The following is a 17,866-nucleotide window of genomic DNA, read 5'->3' as shown; positions in this document are numbered from 1 at the left end:
TGCTCAAAGGGATCGATACACCGCGCCGTTCACAGCACATGCTTTGGATTGGGATCGGAGCGCCGATCCAATTCCTCGGACAATAGACATTATGTTCCGCGGATTTGTATCATGGTCTAAGCCCCCGGGGCGGGACCAACGAGACGGGCGCACGGCCGCCGAGCACAGCGGGGACGGCGCCGTAGCTGAATACGTTCTCGTGCCTCGCATAGTTTCAGAGTGCCCCCGCAATGCGTGGATCGTGCGCATGCCGTGCGGCAGATCCCTGTAGACTTAAGCGTGCCATGCTTCAGCAGCTTGGCCGACAGCGGACCCGAGTTGGCGAACGGAACAATTTGGTCGTCCTGCTACGCGACGAAGCGGACCACGCCACCATCCACCCGCAAAGCCGCGCCGGTGGTCGCCGAAGCCTGCTCCGAGCATGTGTAGATGATCATGTTGGCCACCTCATCGGTGGTCGCGAAGCGGTGGATGAGGCTCGTCGGACGCATCGCCTGCAGGAAGCCCTGCTCGGCTTCGTGCTGCGTGATTCCATTTGCGTCAGCCTGTTTCGCCATGAAGTTGCCCAGGATCTCAGAGCGGGTAGGTCCCGGCAGGACGGCGTTGACGGTGACGCCCGTGCCCGCGACCGCCTCGGCAAGCCCGCGTGAGACCGCGAGTTGAGCGGTCTTGGTCATGCCATAGTCGAGCATTTCCTTAGGGATGTTGACTGCGGATTCGCTACTTATGAACACGACGCGGCCCCAGCCTTTCGCCACCATCCGCGGCAGGTAATGACGGCTCGCGCGCACGCCACTCATTACGTTCAACTGGAAGAGGTCAAGCCAGTCCTCATCGGGGATATTTGCGATATCCTCGACGCCGTTGTAGCTCCGGATGTGTGCTGTACCGACGTTGTTCACAAGGATATCGGCGTCCGGCGCATGCGCGATCAAGGCCTTTGCCCCCTCCGCTGTCGCAAGATCAGCGGCGATACCCGAGATGTCGCTGCCGGGGAAGGCCTGCCGCATCTGCCGCACCGCCTCATCGACCCGAGCGTTTCCACGGCCGTTGACGACGACCGATGCACCGGCACGCGCCAACCCCTCCGCCGTCGCGCGGCCGATACCGGCGGTGGATCCGGTAACAATGGCCTTGCGGCCTTTGAGTTCGATATTCATCTCATTCATCTCCAAAATTAAATAGGAAGCGCAATCAATCCACTGTCGTCTTCGCTGTTTCCGCCTCCGCTGCGCGGGCGAGGCTTTCGACCCAGTCTTGGTGATACCGGTAGAGTGCGCCGGGATGTTTGCGCCCGAGCTCATCGAGGAAGAAGGGGCCCTGCTGCGTTTCCTCGGTCAGCACGTGGCAGCCATGGTCCGTAGGCGTGATGACCCAGCCATGGTATGCGGTTGAGCCGGTCTCGTCGCCATCAACTGTCGTCGCCCATGCGAGCCTACGAAGGGGCTCGCATTCCGTCACGACCAGACTCATCGGAAATCCAACCGTCACACGGCTGTATCGCGTTCCGAGCGCCAGTTCCGGCTCCCCCGTCAGAATCTTGACCTGATCCTCGGCGGGAAAGTAGCTCGACCAATTCTCGGCTTCGACGAGCAGCTTCCAGACCGCTTCAGGCGGCGCCTTCACGTCAATGTCGTTGAGTGCGTAGATGGCCGACGTTTTCGGATCATATCGCTCGGGCCAGGTCACATGGTCGTACATCGATTACTGCTCCTTCTTGAACAAATCCTGGAAGATGAGCTGGCCCCAAGTGCGGCCGCGCGCGTGCACCAGCGCGCCACCCTCGTTGAGCTTTCCCAGCTTGACGGGTGCGAACCCGAGTTGTTTGGCCAAGGCCGCCACGGGAGCGGTCGCGTCCTCGTCGTCGCTCGACAGAAAGACGACACGGTGCCCGCCCTCGACGATCGGATCGGCAGCCAGGGTGGCCGCAACCAGGTGATTGAACCCTTTGACGAACTTGGCGCCGGTGAACGCCTTCGCGACGAAGGCGGAGGACGGGAGACCGTCCAGCTCTTCAGGCACTGGAAACACGTTCGTCGCGTCGATGACTGTCTTGCCTTCCCAGTTCGGCAGAGCCTTCGCAACTTCGCGGTGCTCTCCGAACGGGACTGCCAAGATGATTGTGTCGGCCTCGAGTGCATCCCGCAGCGACTTGGCGACGACCGTGGGTCCAATCGCCCGAGCCTGCGGCGCCAACGCCTCGGGCGGCCGGCGGCTCGCGACGGCCACGTCGATGTTTTTACGGGCGAAGGCGTGGGCGAGGGCCTGGCCTATCTTACCGAATCCTACAATTGCGTAGCTCATGATGCTTCTCCGATCCGTGTTGGTATTGATTTCCCCGGCCTTCAACGGCGCTGGGTTATTCGTTGCGCTGTGTGGCGACCTTTGCGTGGTCGTTCCACCATGGACACGCTAGTTCCCGCCGGTCAGCCGCTTCCCGCGATCCGGCGCGATTTCAGATGGCCGAGAAGCCGCCATCGACAGACAACTCCACCCCATTCACGAAGCTCGAATCGTCGGAAGCAAGAAACAGCGCGGCCGTCGCAATTTCCTCAGGACGCCCCATCTTTCCCCGCGGGATCAGGGATTCGAACATCTGCTTCGCCTCCTCGGTGAGGACTTGGTCCTGCATCGGTGTGGCGATCGGCCCCGGGTGCAGCACGTTCACCCGGATATTCCTGCCCTTGAGTTCGTTGAGCCACCCGCGTGCGAATGCGTGCAGCGCCGCCTTGCTCGCCGCATACACGCTGTAACCAGGAAAACCTTTCACCGAAGCAACTGACCCGGTCATGAAGATCGATCCGCCATCGTTGAACAGCGGCAACGCCTTCTGAACCGTAAACAGCGTGCCGCGCGTATTCAGGCCGAAGGCCGCATCGAAGTGCTGCTCGGTAATCTCGCCCAGTGGGACGGCTTCGCCTGTGCCGGCGCTCGCGTACAGGACGTCGATCCTGCCCTTTTCCCGCTTGACTGTATCGAACAGGCGGTCGAGGTCGTCGAGATTGGCCGCGTCGCCGCGCACGCCGGTCACGTTCCGGCCGATCAGCTTGACGGCCTCGTCCAGCGCCTCCTGTCTCCGGCCCGTGATGAAAACATAGGCGCCTTCTTCAACGAACCGCCTGGCGCTCGCCAGCGCCATGCCGCTCGATCCACCCGTGATGACCGCAACCTTACCCTCAAGCTTTCCCATGACTTCTCCTTTTCGTGGTGTCGGGACAGCATCTGCCCCCGAGAGCCTCGAAATGGGTCCGCCGGCGTCAGTTGTTGAGTGCGGAAGCGCGCACATCGGTGGTGCGAAATCGATCCGGCTGGACGCCTGACGCCAGCCGCGACGATCGGCGTCCGCCGTTCGGAATTGAGCCGCACTCGTCGACATAGGCTATGATGACCGCCCGTACTGCTGTTCGATGTGTTAGATACGGGCCTTGGAAGGCGCACCGCGCGGTGCCGGATTGCACCATGATCGACTGGGATGACGTTCGCTACTTTCTTTCCGTCGCGCGCGGAGGCTCGGTGCGGGCCGCCGCCGAGCGCCTCGGTGTGAACCACTCGACCGTGCTGCGACGCGTCGCCCAGCTCGAGGAACGCCTCGGGGTGCAGATGTTCGAAAAGCTGCCTTCGGGCTACCGCCTGACGGCTGCGGGCGAGGAGGTCCTCGAGTTCGCGGACCAGATGGAAGTGTCGTCGCACCTGCTGGAGACGCGCGTCTTCGGGCGCGACCAGAGCGTGCGCGGGCTTCTGCGGGTGACGCTGGCACCGCCCCTCGCGACACACCTGCTCATGCCGGACTTCGCCGATTTCGCGCGTCTGCATCCGGACATCGAGATGGAAATCTTGTCGTCCGGCGAGCTGGCAAATCTGACCAACCGAGAGGCCGACGTCGCGATCCGCGTCGTCTACGACCGCAAAACCCTGCCGCTCAATCTTCATGGCCTGAAGGGACCGGAGGTGTTCGGCGGCGTCTATATGTCCTGTGATCGACTAGCCGCGTGGCGTGCGGGCGCGCCTGATCCCATCCGGTGGATCGTCATAAGCATTCATGGAATTCCGGAATGGGCCAGCGAGGGTGAGGTTCGCACCACGGGGGTTCCCTTCAGGACCACGGACGCCGAGGCGCAGATCGTTGCTGTACGGCAAGGGCTCGGGATCACGACACTGCCCTGCTTCGTCGGCGATGCCGACCCCCTACTGGTGAGGGTGCCGGGCACCGAGCTGCACATGTACGGAACGCTCTGGCTTCTCACACAGGGGGAGACACGCAAGACGAAGCGCGTGCGGCTCTTCACGGAGTTCGTATCCCACAGGCTCGCCGCGTACGCGCCGCTTCTCGCGGGGCTGTCCATATCGCGCGACTGACGCCTGGCAGGTCACCGATGGCGCTGTCTCGAGCGTACCGCTGTATCAACGACGCAGCCCGATGTAATCTCGCGACGGACTCTGGTCGTAGACCGCCTCGTGACGGTCTTTTTTGGGAACTGCCGTTACGGCTCGGTCGGCGGCCGTCAGAAAGAAATCGACCTATTGATACTGATAGTCGCCGAAACCGAGCAAAACGTGGACCGTCGAAATTGGTGTTTGAATTCAAGAGCGCAAATTTCTGACGGATCGCAAGAGGGTTCTTCGTCGTGCGCAAAGGATTTGCGATGCGAAATCAGCGAGTTACCATACCTATGAACCATTGAGTGGGAATGAGGGGGAGTCTTAGCGAGCAGCCGAGAGCAGAGTGGCGGAAGCGATAATACTCCGGCAGATGTAGGCGTAGTGGCCTCTAGTCTCTGAAGGCGACGAGAAGGGCCATTCTCGGCGTTGAAAAACAATTGCTCTTTGAAGACTGTGGCGCGTACAGCTATTTCGAAATCCATGATTGGTATGAGAAGCTTTGCCCGAGCACCGCGCCGCACGAATGATGACGCGCAGCGCAACCAAATTGGGGAGGATTCAAAATATTGGTATGCGATGTTTGATTGTCACGGCTCATCCACTCAATCCAAGCCTTTGCCAAACGCTTTCGAACGCAGCTATCGACACCCTGATGGATGCGAAGCACCAGTGCCGACATGTTGATCTGTATCGATCTGGCTTCTTCCCGGCTCTTACACCGGCGGAGCGCGCGAGCTACTATTCCGGATTCGAGACTACAGAGGTAGCTAAAGAGATTGAGGATCTTCTCTGGGCCGAGACTATCGTCTTGATTTTTCCCACGTGGTGGTTCGGACCTCCAGCTATATTGAAGGGCTGGTTCGACAGGGTATGGGTGCCTGGTATTGCATACGATCACGCAGCCGATCTTGGTGCCATACAACCGCGACTTCGCCAGTTAAGGAAGGTGGTTGCAATAACCACTTTGGGCTCACCTTGGTGGGTCGATTGGCTGATCCTCAGGCGGCCAGTGCGGCGTGTTCTCAAGACAGCTATTCTGAATACCTGTGCTCCTCAAGCCTCGCTTACGTTCCTTTCATTTTACAAGGTTGAAAGTCTGCCTAGGCAAGGTGTCGATGCTGCGATAAATCGCATTAGATCAATGCTACAGCATCTATAGCTAAGCCCCGTCACAATGCTCCTTTTCTTTGAAGGGCGCAGGTAGAGCAATGCCCGTGGGGACAGCGCGGCTCGTGACCGCTGCCCTTATCGGTATGTACGCGCATACGCGCCGAAAGCGTCACCATCGGTAGATGGCAGCACCGCGGATATCTACCGTCACGACCTGGCATTCCTGGGCGCCGCCGCCACCGGCATCATCAACGAGGTGCGCGGCATCAACCGCGTCGTCTATGACGTGACGAGCAAACCGCCAGGCACAATCGAGTGGGAGTGACGAGGAGTACTGCGGAGTAGAAGAGGATAGAGCAGCATGTTTAAGGCGATGTTGGCTCGGCGATAATAGTCAATAGTCCCAGCCCCCGGCCACCCGGCGACGGCATAGACGAAGCATCCGGCCGATCGGCGAATGTCTGGAACGAACGTCCCACAGAGAAGGGTGGAGCAGCCTAGCCTTGCTGGGTTTGACAACCGGGGTCCGCGGCAACTGCCACCGGCGAGGCGTTGCATCTGCCGGCCACGTATCCTTTCGCTGGGTTCATCCGTCTTAGCTGTTCATGGGCACGGTCATCCTTGACATCGCCCTCCTGGACGAATTGGAGCGTGACAAATGAACAGCAAGCAGAGCCTAGCGAACAAGATACACTACGAAACGCTCGCGGAGGCTTTTCGCAGCGGTCGAGAATCGCCACAGGAAGCATCCGAGTGGTCCGTTTTGACGGCAGAACCGGGCGGCGTCGATTACGTCGAGACGACCCTCGGCGACACGACCGCGCTGTGGGTTCAGCCAAAACTGGCGGCCAAGGATCGGGTCATGCTCTACGCGCACGGCGGTGGTTATGTTGGCGGATCGATCTGGACCCATCGCAAGATGGTCGGACACCTTGCTAAGGCGATCGGCTGTTACGCTCTGCTCGCTACGTACGACTACGTTTTCCAGAGCAAGTTTCCGCGCCAGATCGAGCAGACCCTGACCGCGTTCGAATGGCTGCTCGAGCAGGGTGTCGCGCCGAAGCACACCATAGCTGCAGGCGATTCCGCTGGCGCGGGCCTGATCCTCGCGGCCTCGATTAAGCGCCGCGACGCCGGACGTCCGCTGCCGGCGGCGATCCTCAGTATCTCCGGCTGGCATGATATGTCCGCGAGCGGACTCTCCTACGAAGCGAACCGTGAGAAGGACGCCTTCTTCCAGAAGGCCAGCGTGGACATGCTCGCGTCGCAAGTCCTCGGTGAGGTCGATATCCGACATCCCTTGGCCAGCCCGATCTTTGCCGATCTCAAGGGCCTGCCGCCGATCTATTTGCAGGCGGGCGAAGAGGAAACCCTGCTCGACGACAGCCGAGCGCTCGCCGAGCGTGCAAAGGCCGCCGGCGTCGAGGTGCGCTTAGACGTATTTCCGGGGATGCTGCACTCGTTCCAGATGATGGCCGGCCGCGCTCCCGAAGCCGACGACGCGATCGCGCGGTTGGCACAATGGGTTCGCCCCAAGCTTGGTCTGGCCGCAACCGCGGCAATACGCGCTGAAGGTCAGGAGGTCGCATGACTGGCAAATTGAAACCAAGATGTGGCAGCTGAAGGACATGCCCGAGCGACCGACCGGCCTGTTCGATGCGCGATATCGCGCCTTCCTCGAGACGGTGTCAGGCGTCCGCGCCCAACTGCATCGCTACTGCGCCCGCATGACGGGCTCACGCCTCGACGGTGAGGATCTCGTGCAGGAGACGCTGTTCGAGGCCTACACGAAGATTGAGACCCTCGACGATGCCCGCCGGCTGAAGCCCTGGCTGTTTCGCATCGCTCACAATCGCTGCATCGACTTTCTGAGGCGACGCGATGTGCGCGAGCGCGCGGAGCACGCCTATTCGGACGACGTCGGCGTTGTCTCTGCAGAGCCGGCAGCGACCGATGCACGCCGCGCCATCGAACGGCTGGTTGGCCGCTTGCCGCCCAAGGAGCGCGCCTGCATCCTCCTGAAGGACGTGTTCGACTATTCGCTGGAAGAGACCGCAGAACTCGTGGACTCGACGGTTGGGGGCGTCAAATCCGCGCTCTCCCGCGGACGGGCGAAGCTCGCCGACTTGCCCCCTGAACCTGCCGGTGAACCGAACCGTCCGCTTGATCCCGACACCGCGCGGCTCTTGCAGCGCTATGTTGACCTCTTCAACCGCCATGACTGGGATGGCGTGCGGAGCCTCACCAGCGCCGATGCTCGGTTGCGGGTCGCCGACTGCTTCGACGGCCTGCTCAGAAGTTCTCCCTATTTCGTCGAATACGAGCGAAACCCGGAGACGTGGACCATGGAGTTGGGGGCGATCGACGGACAGCCTGTCCTGATCGTGCTCTTCCAGCGAGGCGACCGGTGGCAGGTCGCGTGGCCGGTTCGTGTCCATGTCGCCGGTCGCGTCATCGATCGCATCGAAGATTATTATGCCTGCCCATGGATGTTGGAAAACGCCGCGGAATCCGACCTGAAACTCATGACTGGGCCAGCCGTTTTGGGAAGAGCATAAGGCGACGATTTCTCACTTCTGGCCTGGCGGAGCTCCGCCGGCGGCCGGGCAACGGGCAATTTGAGTTCCGGAATTTTGGCGTCGGCGGCGACTTGGCCTACAACGCGCTGCAGCGGTTGCCGGATGTGCTCGCCTGTCGTCCCGACAAGGTCATCGTCTGGGTCGGCGGGAATGATGTTCTCACGCTCGTGTCACGCAAAGTGCGGCGGTTCTTTACGTTTTGGAAGCGTCTGCCCCGCACGCCTTCGCCCGATTGGTTCCACGAGAATCTGGCCGAGATAGCACGCAGGCTGAAGCGCGAGACGGCGGCGGACATCGGCCTTTGCTCGCTCCCTCCGATAGGAGAAGCGCCGGATTCGGACGACCCGTTCCAGAGCGAGTTCAACCGGCGGATCAAGGAATATTCTGCGATCGTGGCGGCCATCGCGCACGAGGAACGCTGCGGCTATGTCCCGCTCCATGAGGCGCTCACCGAGGCGGTTCGCGCCTCGCCCTGGCCGGGCCTACACGGCGTTCAACTTTCTTCCATTCTATCGCGATGCTTTTCGCGTACTGGTGCTGCGGCAGCGTCCGGATGATGTCGCCCGCGTAAATGGCTGGCTATTTCACACCGACGGCGTGCACTTGAACAGCCGGGCAGGGCTGATCGTGGCGGATCGCCTACAGAAATTCGTTCAGGCCTGAACCCTGAGCGGCAAGGCTGTATCCGATTTGCGCACCTATCTGAATGTCTTATCGCGCAGGCTGGCGGCCGGTTTATCGACCTAGCAACATCGCCACGCGCGATGCCAAAAGTTTAACGACGAACCCTAGAGGATAACCCCGGTGGCTCGGCACGTCGTCAGGAATGACATCGCTGTCCGACTTGAACTTAGTGCAAATCCGCAGCTGCAGTGGCGGGAGTTCTCCGTGAAACCGCGCTCTGTATGCCGAGACCCAATGCGGACCTCTATCGAAGTTCATTAACATCGCTGAATTGCAGCACATGGCGATGACCCTATTCGTGGCTGAAGTTTCCTTAAGCTTGTAACCCCTCAGCAATTCGGCCCCCTTGGAGCACTCGATGCGGTCCTTTCGATAGAGGATGTATGCGGTGCCGCCATCGGGATCGCGTATGGCGCCAGCACCTGGCAAAGCTTCGATCTGATCAGCTCCCTTCCGGCAGTCGTCGCAGTAGCAGGCACTGCTCACGATCGGCCTGCCAAAGGCTTTGAGTTCGACGCCACCGCAAGAGCAAGTTGCGGTCATGATAGGTGAGTGCGTCATCTGCTGGTGATCATCATGCGATTGCCCTCGCTGTCCCGAAATTCCGCGATCGTGCGCCCCGGTTGCCATGGCGCGGGGCGCGGTTCTGCTATGATCTCGGCGCCTCGCGATTTGAGTCTCTGAACGGTGACTTCGATTTCGTTGTCAACCAGCACGAGGACGGGCCCCTCAGATGGTGTTTCGTCCTTGCGCCTTAGGAAGTGGAGGGTGGTTTCGGCACCTGGAAATCCGAGTTCGATCCATCGCCACCCATCATTGCCCATTGGCTGATCGGCGACGACGCGGCAGTTCAGGTGATCGATGCAGAACGCCTTGGCGCGTTCCTGGTCGAACACCGGAAGCTCCGCGAACTGGATGTGCATTGTCGATCTCTCCCCATTGCATCTCGGTCCAAATCAAACTAGACGGTCCAGTACCATGAGTCAATCGGCAGCGGACACGCCAGGAGCATGACCACGACGCGTTCAGCAGGTGTTTCAGAAGAACTCGAACCGCACGGCCGGTCGGCGAAAAAGCGGCGGGCCATCCTCGAGGCGGCGACAGAAGTGTTTCTGCAAAAGGGCTATCTGGCCACCAATATGGACGAGATCGCGGCGCTTGCGGCGGTGTCGAAACAGACCGTCTACAAGAATTTTCCGAACAAGGAGATGCTGTTCGTGGAGATCGTGAGCAGCGTGACCAATCGAGCCAGCGATAGGGTCCACAGTAAAATGCCCGAACTCGCCGAGGGCGAAGATATTGCCGATTATCTTCAGCGCTATGCGTACCGACAGCTTACCACTGTACTCACGCCGCGCGTCATGCAGCTGCGCCGTCTGGTGATCGGCGAGGTCGGCCGCTTCCCAGAACTGGCAAAGGCGCTCTTCGATGGCGGACCCGGGCGCGCAATTGCGGCGATGGCAGTGTTGTTCGAGCGCTTGGCTGATCGCGGCCTGCTTGCGATCGATGATCCGGCCGTCGCCGCTTCCCAGTTCAATTGGTTGATTATGGGCGAGCCATTGAACAGGGCCATGCTGTTGGGTGACGAGTCGATTCCGAAACCGGCGAAGCTTCGACGGCACGCCGCGGCCGGCGTACGGGTGTTCCTTGCGTCATACGGCAAGTGAGGCACGCCACGGCGACGAGCGAATGCCGGGCGCTACCGTGCGGACCGTTCGGCCGTGTTTGACGGTCCTTTTTTGGTCCCCAGTGGGTCGCGGCTTGTTGCGGCGCGGCTGTCGAAAATCGACCGATTGTTGTCGATAGTCGCCGAAACCGAGCCGATCCCGAATCGCCGAAATTCCCTTTTGAAATCAAGAGCGCAGATTTCTGACGGATCGCAGAGTCGGTTCTTTAGGGCGTGCAGAAAAGTTTGTGCTGCCGCGTCAACGCGTTACCATGGCTCAAAACGATCGAGTGGGAATGAGCTCAAATTCGGTCCGACGGACGTTAGGGTGTCGGGTGGGTTGTGATCAGGCGGGAACGTACGTCAACCTGATGGCGTCCTCGCCAACCCGGTCGCTGGCCACGAGACGCAGCGGCGGCCGCGGGCCGGCGAAGAATGGCTTGCCGCGACCAAGCACGATGGGACGGAAGTAGAGCCGGTACTCATCGATAAGGCCAAGCTCGGTCAGACTACCCGCAAGCTCCGGTCCGGCGACTTCGATCTCGCCCTCGTGTTCGGCTTTAAGCGCCCTAACGAACCCTTTGAGATCGTCGTCCACCAGCGTGGCGTTCGGCCCGACCGACTTCAGGGTGCGAGAGACGACCCATTTCGGCTGCGCCCGCCAGGCCGCCGCAAAGTCGCGCCCGACCTGGTCCTGTCCCGACTGATCCTCGTCCCAATAGCGCATTACCTCGTACATGCGCCGGCCGTAGAGGCTGCCGGCGATCCCGCGCACATGGGCGTTGAAGTGGCGATGGAGCGCCTCTCCGGGCATCGGCAGCCCGGGCCCGCCCTCGGCGCCAGCGACATAGCCGTCGAGCGACTGCATCATTCCGAATACAAGCTTCGCCATGCACAGGCTCCTATCGATCGACGACGATCCGAAGGGATCGCATTCATTTATACCTCGCCCTCACTTCGTCGGTTCGTTGGTTGCACACATTCTCTGACGTGTTCACGTTGGCCGGTAAATCTGCGCCACCGCGCCCCCCGGGAAGGCTTTCGAGCTCACCAGCTTGAGAGACATCGGCGCGACCAGTTCGGAGAACAGCGGCAGGCCTTTGCCCAGCGCCACGGGGGCCACCGTCAGGGCGAGCTGGTCGACCAGTCCTTGGGCGACGAGACTGCGGGCGAAGCTCACTCCGCCGTGGGCGATGATCGGCTTGCCCTCTTGGGCTTTCAACTTCGCGACTTCCTCCGCCAAGTCACCGCTCGCCACATAGGCCTCCGCCCAACTTTCACCACCGGGCTGCAACTTCGCCGGCTGTCCGGTTCCCGCGTTGACGGCGCGAGCCTCATCGAGCGCCGCCGACTTGCTCACCTCCCTCAGGATCTCCGGTCCCCGTCGTGAGAAGACGGCCTTGGGGATCTGGTTCATCGGCGCCGCGAACTGGTCGCAGGAGATCGGCCACCAGGCGGCCATGTCACGGAAGCTGCGGCTGCCCATGATGTGCAGGCTCGAGTTCCATATGAACTCTACGCCCCAGGCCTTCGCCTCTTGATCGGCGCCGAACATCCATGTGTTTCGGCCATCCAGGTCACTCACGAAGCCGTCGATCGATATGGACATCTTCAAGATCAGGTCTCTCATCGCTTCTTCCTTGCGCTGGTGAGACCCAAGGACGGGCCAGATCGGTCAGTTCCGACAATTCGTTGCGGGATAGTCCGACAACGCTTGCGCGCCGCCGAAGAAGGGATACCTAGCTTCCTTGCCTGGTCGGCGAGGGTGTCGTTGATGCCGCGCCAAATTCTGGTTCAGCGCCGTTTGTCAAAGCAGCGCACCTGAAGGTTGCGGCTGAGGCAACTGCCGTCCGCCAGGTGGCGAGAGACATGTGAGACGAAGCCGGTGCACGCCGACTGATTTGATTCCCAAAACCGGATACGGGTCTTTCCGTAACGGCGCCAATCAGCTTATCCATTTTTCTCGGCCGGGTTCTCCTTTCGTGGCACCGAGGCGGGTAAGCAGATTGAGCGTGATCCTGCCGACATCGTTCATGGCGCCTGCGGCTGGCAGCGCGCCGCACCAGGCAACCGAGCTTGCGGAAAAGATCAAGCCGCCTGCTGCGAGCTTTCGCAGGGTCATTTCGGCGCAGCGGCGGGCGATGCGTTGCCTATCCCCGCCCTCATACCAGCGCGTCGGATCCTGGAAGAAGCTGTCGGGAAATCCCGTCGCCCGCGCGATCACGACGGTGTCAGCGGAAGTGCCGAGGGCTGGATCCGTCGCATCCACTTCGTAGCCCGCGGCACCGCCCAGCACGATGCCGTCGGTGCCGAAGGTCGCATTTTCAACGCCTTCGAACAGCCATGCGCATCCTGCTTCATGGCTTTCCTCAGTGCGCGTGAAGGGGCGTGCGCCATCGAAACCCATCAGTGAGATCGCGCCACCGATCAGCGTGAATTCGCCTCGGCCGCGGCAACGGAGATAGCCGCCTGGTTCGTTGGTGATCGACAGCGCCTGTTCGGCGACCGGGCCGTCCCAGGTTCGGCCGGCCTCCAGCGGCGAGCGCCGCAACTCCATCAGATCGTCCTTGAAAGCCACAGTGGCAGCAAAGCCGTTTCCGCCGAGATAGGCGATGCTGCCGCCTTCGGCCACAAACTGCCGCAGCGCCTGCTCCATCTCGATCGACATATATTCGGGATGACTGCCGGTGACGACGGCTTGATGTCGACGCAAACCGTCTATGCCGCATTCGTGCAAATCGTGATCGGTCATGACGTCAAACACGATTCCATTGTCGTGGCAGAATCGGAGGAAGTGCAGATCGACCGGCAAATTGTGTGGGCAGCCGCAGAGCGGATAATCGTAATCGTCCCTGAGCGTCACTTTCGGCTTTTTGTAGGAGCAGATGGAAACACCGCTAAGGTCGGAATGGTAGTCGTAAAGGGATTTCAGATTGTTGGAGATCGCGAAGCGATGTCCCCGGTCGTCGCCTTTCCATTCATAAAGATGATCCGGGAGATATTCGTCCGCATAAGCGAGATAGGTGGCCGTCGGCACGAGATACAACAGCGGCGACGAAACCTGTGAAGAGGTGACGAAGAACACCACGCGTTCGTAGCCACCCTCCCATTCGACCTGGAACGCGTAGACGCCTGGGTGTGCGTTTTCGGGGATCGTCGCGCGGTGCGAGACCGGCCACCCAAGCGGGCCGATGTCGTCGTCGTGGCAATGGATAGCGTCGTAGTGCGACGGCACCAAGCGAGGCTCGAAGCTCGATCCGTCCCAGCGTGCCGAAGTCACGCAGAAGGCTGGCTGATTGATCACGTCGAGGAGCAACGGATCTGCTCCGCCCGACGACAGGATCGGCTGCGTTGGTAACAGCGTCGGGAAATCCCAGGCAATGGTCCCCTGTGGGGTGTCGAGCCGGATCGCAGCAAATTTCGCGTTGAGGGTAGGTTCGTGGTTGGTGGCACTTGCGCCGAAATGGATGTCGTGCGCCTGGAGGGTCCGCTCAGGGCTGGCAAAACCTTCGTGGAGTTCGTAAGGCGCGAGACGGTCATGGGATTTGATGCGCAGGCGCAACTGCTCCTGCCGCAGGTCCAACTCGACAGTGAGCCACACACCAGTTGGCGCCTTCTTCTCGACAAGGGTTTCGCCGCCGATTTCCACGACAAATGCGCCGTCGCGGAGGCGCAGCCCGAGGGCGCCTGCCTCCAGGATCGTGCGCGCACCTTCGTTGCGCGTGAGGAACAGCTCAAAACGTATGCCGTGGACGGCTTGTACTTTGGCCAGTTCGCCGGCTCGCACGAACAGGAACGACCCTTGGTCGAAATGCCGACGCCGTGCTTCACCTACCGTTTCGATGGGCCAGGCGAGAAATTCCGGAGCCGGCTTGTCGAGCCGGCAAATTCGTGTGGCCTTTATCGGCCGATCGCATGACAGGCTGAGCTTGATCCGCTGGCCTGCTTTGGCACTCCAGGGGGTGGTATAGCCAACCACGCTCATCGCGTCGTGGTCTACTGCGCGCTTCATCTATCCCTCCCGATGAACTCCAGATGGGCTGGGGCGAACCGCGTAGTCCGGTCCGATGTCGGCCAATGCGCTGCCGCTCTGACAAGCAAAGTTCCGCATGGCGCACTACAGCCATGATGTACATGCTTGTATAGATAAGCTGCATTCGGATAGTCTCGACGCGATCGGTCCAAGCGCGACATTACCAAGGAGGATGACATGCGCAACGCATCTCTCTTCGATCTGTCAGGCAGGAAGGCGCTTGTAACCGGCGCAAGCCGTGGCATCGGGCGCAGCATCGCCGAGGCGCTCAGCGCGGCCGGCGCCGACGTCGCGGTCACGGCGCGCAGCGTGGCCTCGCTCGAGAAGACGATGGCCGCCATCCGCACCGCCGGCGGGGTCGCGCACGCCATCGCCCTGGACGTCACCGATGTCGACCGCTGCCTGGCGGCGACAGCCGAGGCCGGCAGCCTGCTCGGAGGTCTCGATATTCTCGTCAACAATGCAGGTACGGAAGAGGTCCGGCCTTCACTCGATGTCGACGAGGTCTTGTGGGACAGGATTGTCGATACGAATCTCAAAGGCGCCTTCTTCTGCGCCCAAGCCGCCGCGCGGCAGATGAGAGACGCCGGACGGCCCGGCGTCATTATCAATCTCTGCTCGCTGACCTCCGAGGTTGGGGTTCCCACGGCGGTGCCGTACGGCTCGTCGAAATCAGGCCTCCTCGGCATGACGCGGGCGCTTGCAGCGGAGTGGGCCGATCTCGGGATCCGGGTCAACGCCATTGCGCCTGGCTATTTCAGGACAGCGATGACAGACGTGTTCTACAGCAACGAGGCATGGCAGCAATCGATGCTCGCCAAGATTCCGCAGCGCCGTTTTGGTGATCTCTCGGACCTGCACGGAATCGCGGTGTTCCTCGCTTCGGATGCGGCAGCCTACATAACCGGCCAGTCCATTCCCGTGGATGGAGGCTTTCTCGCATCGATTTGAAGGCTTCAGGGGCCGGAGACGTGTCCCAGAAGTGATCGACAAGCGCTAATCGTAATTGCGTTCTAAGAAAAGGAGCCGCCATGTCTGACGTCAGCTTCCACCGCCTGTCATCCCTCAGTGTCGATCAGCGGGCCAGTTTACTGAAACGCGCCGAAGGAGATCTGTCTTCCTTCATCGAAAAGGTCCGTCCAATCATCCAGGCCGTCAAGGATGAAGGTGACGCGGCATTGCTCCGGTTTGCACGCGAACTCGACAAAGCCGATGTTGCCGACGGTGGACTGAAAGTTTCGGAAGCGGAGTTCGACGCGGCATTCGACAAGGTCGAGAAGGATGTCGTGGAGAGTATCCGGTTCGGCATCGAGAACATAAGGCATTTCCACGAGGAGCAGCGCCCGGAAACGATGTGGCTCAAGGAAGTTCGGCCGGGCGCCTATGCGGGCGACCGATACACACCGATTGCTTCCGTTGCGCTTTATGTTCCGCGCGGCAAAGGCGCCTTTCCCTCGGTGACGATGATGACCTCGGTTCCGGCGGTGATTGCCGGGGTTCCCCAGATCGCGATCGTGACGCCTGCGACTTCGGATGGTTCCGTCGACGCCGCGACGCTGGTTGCTGCCCGCCTCGCCGGCGTGGAGACCGTGTACAAGTGCGGCGGCGCCCATGCGGTCGCCGCCGTCGCCTATGGAACCGAGACCGTGAAGCCTGCCGTCAAGATCGTCGGGCCGGGGAGCCCGTGGGTGGTGGCGGCAAAGAGCGTGTTGTCCCCGATCATCAACACAGGTCTGCCCGCCGGTCCTTCCGAAGCGATCATTTTTGCCGATCACAGCGTCGACGGCGGCCTGGCTGCTCTTGACCTGTTGATCGAGGCCGAGCACGGGCCGGATTCCTCGGCCTACCTGGTGACGCACAGCCGCAAGGTCGCCGAAGCCGCGTTGATTGCGATACCGGAACACTGGTCCCGGATGAGCGAACAGCGTGTGGAGTTCTCACGCGCGGTGCTGACTGGGAAGCGCGGCGGCATCGTGCTGACCGAGTCGCTGGAGGACAGCTACCGCTTCATCAACGACTATGCGCCGGAGCACCTCGAGATTCTGTCAACGGAGCCATTTGCGCATCTCGGACGTATCACGGAAGCTGCCGAGATCCTCATGGGTCCGCATACGCCGGTGACCCTCGCCAACTTCGTCCTGGGACCCAATGCGGTGCTGCCGACCAGCCGGTGGGCGCGAACCTTTGGACCGCTTTCCGTGACGGATTTCGTCAAGAGATCGTCGGTCGGCTATGTGACCTCGGCGGCCTATCCGGAACTCGCCCTGCATGCCCGCAGGCTCGCCCGCTACGAAGGATTCAGCTCGCATGAGAACGCGGTTTCGGAGATCCGCGATCGCTATCTCGCCGGCTGAGCGGAAACGATGACGATGAGGGCGGCGCGACTCCATGGACCCGGCGACTTGCGCGTCGAGGATATCGCCGCGCCAGGCGCTCCCGAGCCGGGCTGGGTGAAGCTGAGGGTCGATGCCGCAGGCATTTGCGGTTCCGATCTCCACAACTTCCGCACGGGCCAATGGATAAGCCGATCGCCTTCGACGGCTGGCCATGAGCTGACAGGCACGGTGATCGCCATCGGCGAGGGCGTGGACACCGTCGCTGTTGGCGACCGCGTGGTCGCCGATTCCCGTTTCTGGTGTGGAGAATGCGCGCAATGCCATGCAGGCAGGCGGCATCTTTGCACGTCGCTGGGCTTTGTCGGCGAGATATGCGACGGCGGATTTGCCGAACAGGCGGTCCTGCCCGCACGCCTGCTGCACGTCGTCGATGCCGCGCTTGACGAACGGGTCGCGGCGATGGCCGAGCCGCTGGCTGTAGCGTTGCACGCAGTGCGGCGTCTGCCGAAAACGGCCGGCTCCGTTCTTGTCGTCGGCTGCGGGACTATCGGCGGGCTTGCCGCACTGCTGCTTTCCCGGACATTCGCAGATACCGTGCTCGTCGCCGATCGCAACCCTGGCCGCTGCGCCCGCGTGGCGCGTGTGACCGGCGCCAGCATCGTCGATTTGAACCGGGACGCCATTGCCGCCGCCACCGCGGATGCCCCCTTGCTCGCTGCCGTCGAAGCAACCGGCAGCGTCGCAGCACTCGGCCAGTTGCTCGGCGTTCTCGATGCCGGCGGCACCGTTGCGATGGTCGGCATATTCCATGGCCGCCTCGATATCGATCCCAACATCCTGGTTGAACGCGAAATAGCATTGCTGGGATGCCACGCCTTTGCGGATGAGCTTCCCGACGCCATCCGGATGCTCGGCGAATTGACCGAGCCCATGGTCGAACTGATCGACCGCGAGATTGGTCTGGATGATGTTCCCGCAGCCTATGAGCGGCTGTTGGCGGGGCAGGGCGATGGCTTGAAAACGATCATCCGGATGCGGTGTGCCGGGCGCGTGTGATTTCCGAACCTTGCCGGAAAGG

18 protein-coding genes and 2 pseudogenes are annotated in these 17,866 nt (G+C 61.4%); 10 read left to right on the top strand and 10 right to left on the bottom strand.

Going from position 1 to position 17,866, the window contains the following annotated elements:
• Nucleotides 1–231 precede the first annotated feature (231 nt).
• The 5 genes and pseudogenes from NKJ28_RS06400 to NKJ28_RS06380 form a co-directional block, all read right to left on the bottom strand.
• Nucleotides 232–344 (bottom strand): annotated as a pseudogene (locus tag NKJ28_RS06400) (alpha/beta fold hydrolase); the annotation flags it as partial.
• Nucleotides 345–347: 3 nt separating this feature from the next.
• Entirely contained in the window at nucleotides 348–1,160 is an 813-nt protein-coding gene (locus tag NKJ28_RS06395; protein WP_352569204.1) for an SDR family NAD(P)-dependent oxidoreductase, read from the bottom strand.
• A gap of 34 nt (nucleotides 1,161–1,194) precedes the next feature.
• Nucleotides 1,195–1,701 (bottom strand): SRPBCC domain-containing protein, encoded by a 507-nt coding sequence (locus tag NKJ28_RS06390; protein ID WP_352569205.1) that lies wholly within the window; start codon nucleotides 1,699–1,701, stop codon nucleotides 1,195–1,197.
• A 3-nt stretch (nucleotides 1,702–1,704) separates the two neighbouring features.
• Nucleotides 1,705–2,304, bottom strand: coding sequence for an NADPH-dependent F420 reductase (locus NKJ28_RS06385; RefSeq protein ID WP_352569206.1), 600 nt, complete (start codon nucleotides 2,302–2,304; stop codon nucleotides 1,705–1,707).
• 151 nt (nucleotides 2,305–2,455) lie between these two features.
• Nucleotides 2,456–3,190, bottom strand: a complete 735-nt coding sequence (locus tag NKJ28_RS06380; protein WP_352569207.1) for an SDR family NAD(P)-dependent oxidoreductase — start codon at nucleotides 3,188–3,190, stop codon at nucleotides 2,456–2,458.
• Between the two features lie 269 nt (nucleotides 3,191–3,459).
• Here NKJ28_RS06380 and NKJ28_RS06375 point away from each other — a divergent pair, with 269 nt between their 5' ends.
• From NKJ28_RS06375 to NKJ28_RS06350, 6 genes and pseudogenes are all read left to right on the top strand, one after another.
• Entirely contained in the window at nucleotides 3,460–4,356 is an 897-nt protein-coding gene (locus NKJ28_RS06375) for a LysR family transcriptional regulator (protein ID WP_352569208.1), read from the top strand.
• Nucleotides 4,357–4,903: 547 nt separating this feature from the next.
• Entirely contained in the window at nucleotides 4,904–5,539 is a 636-nt protein-coding gene (locus NKJ28_RS06370; RefSeq protein ID WP_352634743.1) for an NAD(P)H-dependent oxidoreductase, read from the top strand.
• 108 nt (nucleotides 5,540–5,647) lie between these two features.
• Nucleotides 5,648–5,815: pseudogene (locus tag NKJ28_RS06365) on the top strand (GMP synthase (glutamine-hydrolyzing)); the annotation flags it as partial.
• Nucleotides 5,816–6,148: 333 nt separating this feature from the next.
• The gene (locus NKJ28_RS06360; protein WP_352569210.1) at nucleotides 6,149–7,081 is read left to right on the top strand and encodes an alpha/beta hydrolase; all 933 of its coding nucleotides are present in this window, start codon (nucleotides 6,149–6,151) and stop codon (nucleotides 7,079–7,081) included.
• 19 nt (nucleotides 7,082–7,100) lie between these two features.
• Entirely contained in the window at nucleotides 7,101–8,048 is a 948-nt protein-coding gene (locus NKJ28_RS06355; RefSeq protein ID WP_352569211.1) for a sigma-70 family RNA polymerase sigma factor, read from the top strand.
• On the top strand, nucleotides 7,976–8,626 hold the full coding sequence (locus tag NKJ28_RS06350) for an SGNH/GDSL hydrolase family protein (protein WP_352634590.1): 651 nt from the start codon (nucleotides 7,976–7,978) through the stop codon (nucleotides 8,624–8,626). Before NKJ28_RS06355 ends, NKJ28_RS06350 begins: the two co-directional genes overlap by 73 nt.
• Nucleotides 8,627–8,804: 178 nt before the next feature.
• Here the strand turns inward: NKJ28_RS06350 and NKJ28_RS32980 are convergent, their stop codons facing one another.
• Both NKJ28_RS32980 and NKJ28_RS06345 read right to left on the bottom strand, forming a co-directional pair.
• Nucleotides 8,805–9,296: a GFA family protein gene (locus NKJ28_RS32980; protein WP_502894794.1), complete on the bottom strand. Its 492-nt coding sequence runs from the start codon at nucleotides 9,294–9,296 to the stop codon at nucleotides 8,805–8,807.
• Between the two features lie 14 nt (nucleotides 9,297–9,310).
• Nucleotides 9,311–9,676, bottom strand: coding sequence for a VOC family protein (locus NKJ28_RS06345; RefSeq protein WP_352569213.1), 366 nt, complete (start codon nucleotides 9,674–9,676; stop codon nucleotides 9,311–9,313).
• A gap of 87 nt (nucleotides 9,677–9,763) precedes the next feature.
• Here NKJ28_RS06345 and NKJ28_RS06340 point away from each other — a divergent pair, with 87 nt between their 5' ends.
• A complete protein-coding gene (locus NKJ28_RS06340; RefSeq protein WP_023676206.1) occupies nucleotides 9,764–10,420 on the top strand; it encodes a TetR/AcrR family transcriptional regulator in 657 nt (218 codons plus the stop codon).
• A gap of 345 nt (nucleotides 10,421–10,765) precedes the next feature.
• On the opposite strand, the gene NKJ28_RS06335 is transcribed toward NKJ28_RS06340, so the two are convergent.
• The 3 genes from NKJ28_RS06335 to NKJ28_RS06325 all read right to left on the bottom strand — a co-directional run bounded on the left by NKJ28_RS06335 (nucleotide 10,766) and on the right by NKJ28_RS06325 (nucleotide 14,431).
• Nucleotides 10,766–11,311, bottom strand: a complete 546-nt coding sequence (locus NKJ28_RS06335) for a dihydrofolate reductase family protein (RefSeq protein ID WP_352634588.1) — start codon at nucleotides 11,309–11,311, stop codon at nucleotides 10,766–10,768.
• 102 nt (nucleotides 11,312–11,413) lie between these two features.
• The gene (locus NKJ28_RS06330) at nucleotides 11,414–12,049 is read right to left on the bottom strand and encodes a dihydrofolate reductase family protein (RefSeq protein ID WP_023676193.1); all 636 of its coding nucleotides are present in this window, start codon (nucleotides 12,047–12,049) and stop codon (nucleotides 11,414–11,416) included.
• 315 nt (nucleotides 12,050–12,364) lie between these two features.
• Nucleotides 12,365–14,431 carry a N,N-dimethylformamidase beta subunit family domain-containing protein gene (locus NKJ28_RS06325; RefSeq protein ID WP_023676192.1) on the bottom strand — a complete coding sequence of 689 codons (2,067 nt, stop codon included), beginning with the start codon at nucleotides 14,429–14,431 and terminating at the stop codon, nucleotides 12,365–12,367.
• A 198-nt stretch (nucleotides 14,432–14,629) separates the two neighbouring features.
• Here NKJ28_RS06325 and NKJ28_RS06320 point away from each other — a divergent pair, with 198 nt between their 5' ends.
• The 3 genes from NKJ28_RS06320 to NKJ28_RS06310 all read left to right on the top strand — a co-directional run bounded on the left by NKJ28_RS06320 (nucleotide 14,630) and on the right by NKJ28_RS06310 (nucleotide 17,844).
• On the top strand, nucleotides 14,630–15,403 hold the full coding sequence (locus NKJ28_RS06320) for an SDR family NAD(P)-dependent oxidoreductase (RefSeq protein WP_023676191.1): 774 nt from the start codon (nucleotides 14,630–14,632) through the stop codon (nucleotides 15,401–15,403).
• Nucleotides 15,404–15,483: 80 nt separating this feature from the next.
• Nucleotides 15,484–16,806, top strand: coding sequence for a histidinol dehydrogenase (hisD, locus tag NKJ28_RS06315; protein WP_352569218.1), 1,323 nt, complete (start codon nucleotides 15,484–15,486; stop codon nucleotides 16,804–16,806).
• 15 nt (nucleotides 16,807–16,821) lie between these two features.
• Entirely contained in the window at nucleotides 16,822–17,844 is a 1,023-nt protein-coding gene (locus tag NKJ28_RS06310; protein ID WP_352634585.1) for a zinc-dependent alcohol dehydrogenase, read from the top strand.
• Nucleotides 17,845–17,866 lie beyond the last annotated feature (22 nt).

Source organism: Mesorhizobium sp. M0145, assembly GCF_040322355.1.
Taxonomy (GTDB): domain Bacteria; phylum Pseudomonadota; class Alphaproteobacteria; order Rhizobiales; family Rhizobiaceae; genus Mesorhizobium.
Note: the sequence above shows the minus strand (reverse complement) of the source record. Positions and strands in the feature narration are given on the sequence as shown.

Bases quoted from the DNA above. Each gene is read 5' to 3' on its own strand.
- NKJ28_RS06355 (WP_352569211.1), top strand. From the start codon at position 7,101: ATGTGGCAGCTGAAGGACATGCCCGAGCGACCGACCGGCCTGTTCGAT.
- NKJ28_RS06395 (WP_352569204.1), bottom strand. From the start codon at position 1,160: ATGAATATCGAACTCAAAGGCCGCAAGGCCATTGTTACCGGATCCACC.
- NKJ28_RS06345 (WP_352569213.1), bottom strand. From the start codon at position 9,676: ATGCACATCCAGTTCGCGGAGCTTCCGGTGTTCGACCAGGAACGCGCC.
- NKJ28_RS06380 (WP_352569207.1), bottom strand. From the start codon at position 3,190: ATGGGAAAGCTTGAGGGTAAGGTTGCGGTCATCACGGGTGGATCGAGC.
- NKJ28_RS06375 (WP_352569208.1), top strand. From the start codon at position 3,460: ATGATCGACTGGGATGACGTTCGCTACTTTCTTTCCGTCGCGCGCGGA.
- NKJ28_RS06330 (WP_023676193.1), bottom strand. From the start codon at position 12,049: ATGAGAGACCTGATCTTGAAGATGTCCATATCGATCGACGGCTTCGTG.
- NKJ28_RS06360 (WP_352569210.1), top strand. From the start codon at position 6,149: ATGAACAGCAAGCAGAGCCTAGCGAACAAGATACACTACGAAACGCTC.
- NKJ28_RS06310 (WP_352634585.1), top strand. From the start codon at position 16,822: ATGAGGGCGGCGCGACTCCATGGACCCGGCGACTTGCGCGTCGAGGAT.
- NKJ28_RS06335 (WP_352634588.1), bottom strand. From the start codon at position 11,311: ATGGCGAAGCTTGTATTCGGAATGATGCAGTCGCTCGACGGCTATGTC.
- NKJ28_RS06325 (WP_023676192.1), bottom strand. From the start codon at position 14,431: ATGAAGCGCGCAGTAGACCACGACGCGATGAGCGTGGTTGGCTATACC.
- hisD (WP_352569218.1), top strand. From the start codon at position 15,484: ATGTCTGACGTCAGCTTCCACCGCCTGTCATCCCTCAGTGTCGATCAG.
- NKJ28_RS06340 (WP_023676206.1), top strand. From the start codon at position 9,764: ATGACCACGACGCGTTCAGCAGGTGTTTCAGAAGAACTCGAACCGCAC.
- NKJ28_RS06320 (WP_023676191.1), top strand. From the start codon at position 14,630: ATGCGCAACGCATCTCTCTTCGATCTGTCAGGCAGGAAGGCGCTTGTA.
- NKJ28_RS06390 (WP_352569205.1), bottom strand. From the start codon at position 1,701: ATGTACGACCATGTGACCTGGCCCGAGCGATATGATCCGAAAACGTCG.
- NKJ28_RS06350 (WP_352634590.1), top strand. From the start codon at position 7,976: ATGGATGTTGGAAAACGCCGCGGAATCCGACCTGAAACTCATGACTGG.
- NKJ28_RS06370 (WP_352634743.1), top strand. From the start codon at position 4,904: ATGATGACGCGCAGCGCAACCAAATTGGGGAGGATTCAAAATATTGGT.
- NKJ28_RS32980 (WP_502894794.1), bottom strand. From the start codon at position 9,296: ATGACCGCAACTTGCTCTTGCGGTGGCGTCGAACTCAAAGCCTTTGGC.
- NKJ28_RS06385 (WP_352569206.1), bottom strand. From the start codon at position 2,304: ATGAGCTACGCAATTGTAGGATTCGGTAAGATAGGCCAGGCCCTCGCC.